This is a genomic window from Bacillus sp. B2-WWTP-C-10-Post-4, assembly GCF_009183805.1.
GTDB classification, from domain to species: domain Bacteria; phylum Bacillota; class Bacilli; order Bacillales; family Bacillaceae_G; genus Bacillus_A; species Bacillus_A cereus.
Window position 1 is genome coordinate 1 of the sequence record NZ_WEII01000222.1, and the last position, 2,909, is coordinate 2,909.

Genomic DNA, 2,909 nt, shown 5'->3' on the forward strand with positions numbered 1-2,909 from the left:
AGAATAAAATATACATAGGTGTTTCGGCAATGTATAAATCATTTGACACAAAATCTAATGTTTATGAAGAACAAATTCATTGAATGTTATAAATTCATTAGGCAGTAAATAATCCCCAATTATTAAATCTCTCAAAAAAAGGTAAACAAACATATTCCATAAAGCTAATATGTTTGTTTACCTTTTTCTATTTCAAATCAACAGCAAAATATCGTTGAATAAAAACAGCATGAATAAGTATTTTGTTATTCATTTCTCTTTTTCATATAATCTTTTTCACATTGCAACGGCTTAAATTTCACTTTTTTCCCTTTCTTCTTTTTCGTTTTTATAACGAGCCATTCCCCTTTTTCAACGTCTAGTTTTAGGCGTTTCATTACATTGATATTATCTTTTTCTTTATAAAGTAAAAATGCTTCTTGCGCCCTCACAAATAGGCTGGGCTGTTCGCTAAATCCACCACTATCATAAATTTTAGTTAGCGAAGTATAATAAGAATCATTTTCCTTTCCACCATACATCAAATGAGCAGCCTCCAGATTTCTTTTACTTACTTCCCAAAAACTATGTTCATCAATATTTAAATTAAATGTGGATTTAATGTCCTGTATTATATTCTTCACATACTTTTCATCTCTAACTTTTCTTTCTTCGAGACAATCCGAAGATAACTCTGGTACATCTGATTGGGAATGTACAACGTGTTGTATCGATACACACAGAATAAATACGCTTAAAATGTAAAATATTTTTTTCATATTTACATATCACCTCAAATGATTTAGATACTATATCATTTGAGGCTTACAATATTCTTATGCTAATAATAAGAAAGATCCTATAAAATAAAATTTTTATAGGATCTTTCCTTTTAATATTGCTTTATCAAATTCACGGGTGGGGCAACTACCTTACTACTTTTCACATCATATAATCCTATAGGTGTTACTCGTATAAAAGGCAAGTGCGTCGCAGAAAAGAATAAAATTGTAAATGCTGGATCATCATACGCGTAGCCACGCTCTTGTAGTAATTTCACCATCTGTTTCTCTTCCTGTATTAATTCTCTCATTTTTAAATTAGACATAATCCCGAGCAATGGTAATGCTATTTCGTGTAACACTTCATTGTTTTCTACTATGACCATTCCACCACCGAGCTCTTTTACTCTACGAAAAGCTGTAAGCATATCTTCTTTTCTTTTTCCGATAAGAATGATGTCACCTGTACCAGAATAAGAGCTAGCAAGCCCACCTAGTTCTTTTGCAAAACCTTTCACAGCTATATTCACTTGCCAACTGCCATCACGAGCAATCATCATAAGGAAACATTCATCATGATCTGTGGACAATTCATCACAGTCTATATTGATTTCACTAGTGTATGGTTTTGTAATAACATTATTTAATAAGTGTATCCCCGTTTTATTAGAGAAAATCATATCCTCTTTTTCTATTGACCAATCTAATGATAATGGAGTTACTTTATGTTTACTCCAGTCTATATGTAATGCCTCATGTGTATTTACACCGTCACGCTTCACCCATTTCCCCTTTGCAAGGACACTAATTGGTACTGGGTTTTCTTTACTTTCTAAAATATTGATATTAGCAATTCTACCTGTCGCAATCGAACCATGTACATGTTCCATATTATAATAGCGAGCAATATTATAACTTGCCATATCGTATGCATCTATTACTGGCACTCCTTGTTTTATCGCGGTAGAAATCATAACGTTTGTCATTCCATTCTCATAAAACGAAGGATGTGAGCCGTCTGTTGTAAAAAAGAATCTATCAAACTGCTTTACGCCTAGTTCCAACAATTCTTTCAGTAAAACTTCTAAATCTGGGCGGATTGAAGAATTTCTTAGGGAAACAGTGTAACCTTGCATAAGACGAGTGAAAGCTTCCTGCCCTGTCATCGCTTCATGATCACAATCTGTACCTAACAGTTTTAACTTCGCTAAAGTCGTTTCAGATGCACCTGGAAAATGTCCTTCTACTTTCTTCTGCAATCGCTTCGTTTCCTGCACCCAAGTTAACATTTCATCATCGCCATGTAATAGTTTTGGCCACGCTGTTAGTTCGCCGCCTTGAAGAACTACTTTATGCTTAAGCCATTCTATTATTTCTTCACGATTAAATAAAGTTTCCCCGTTTTGCAATTCAGTTTGTCCATCAAAACGACACCACCAATACATACTTGCTGGAATCTTTTCAAATTCATCTAATAAACGAAATGCTTCTTCACGCTTTAATGTGAAAAATAAAGTTAAATTATCATTAATAAAAGTTGTTGTCCCAAACTGCATCGCATGATTCGCTAAAGTTTCAGGGTTATATAATTGATATGGATGTGCATGAGGTTCTATGTAACTTGGAACTACATACTTTCCATCACAATCAATGACTTCACATTCATGCAGTTGCACTGGCAGCTTTTCCCCTACATAAACAATCCGGTCATCATAGATCCAAATATTTGCTTGCATCCACTCGCGCATATAGGAATTTAAATAAGTTGCGTTCTTACATAAAATGTGCGGACTTCTTTTACCATCTATTACTTCAACATGCTCTCGTAATTGTTTATTACTCCATTTATAATGATTTTCTCCCATTGTATTCAACTCCAAATCAACTCATAATTATTTTGATTAAAACGAGAAATAATTAACTAACTAAAGTATTTTCCATTCATAACTCCCCTATTGGCGCCCCTATATCCTTCATTATATTTAATAATTTAAAAAATAACAATTTTCAGAACTACATACCTTTTTTATCCAAAATAAAAAGAATGTCATGTAACTGACATCCTTTTTATTTTTATCGTAAGCATTAAGATTGATTTTCACTTTGAAATACACTTGATGCCATATCATAAATGCAACTACTGTCCAT

The 2,909-nt window shown here is 33.0% G+C and carries 2 protein-coding genes; both read right to left on the minus strand.

Translation table 11 applies throughout. The annotated features are described in order from the left end of the window. Positions 1–245: 245 nt before the first annotated feature. Entirely contained in the window at positions 246–758 is a 513-nt protein-coding gene (locus tag GBN78_RS29260) for a hypothetical protein (protein ID WP_000719381.1), read from the minus strand. Between the two features lie 113 nt (positions 759–871). Next, positions 872–2,626, minus strand: coding sequence for an adenine deaminase C-terminal domain-containing protein (locus GBN78_RS29265; protein WP_000504390.1), 1,755 nt, complete (start codon positions 2,624–2,626; stop codon positions 872–874). Positions 2,627–2,909 lie beyond the last annotated feature (283 nt).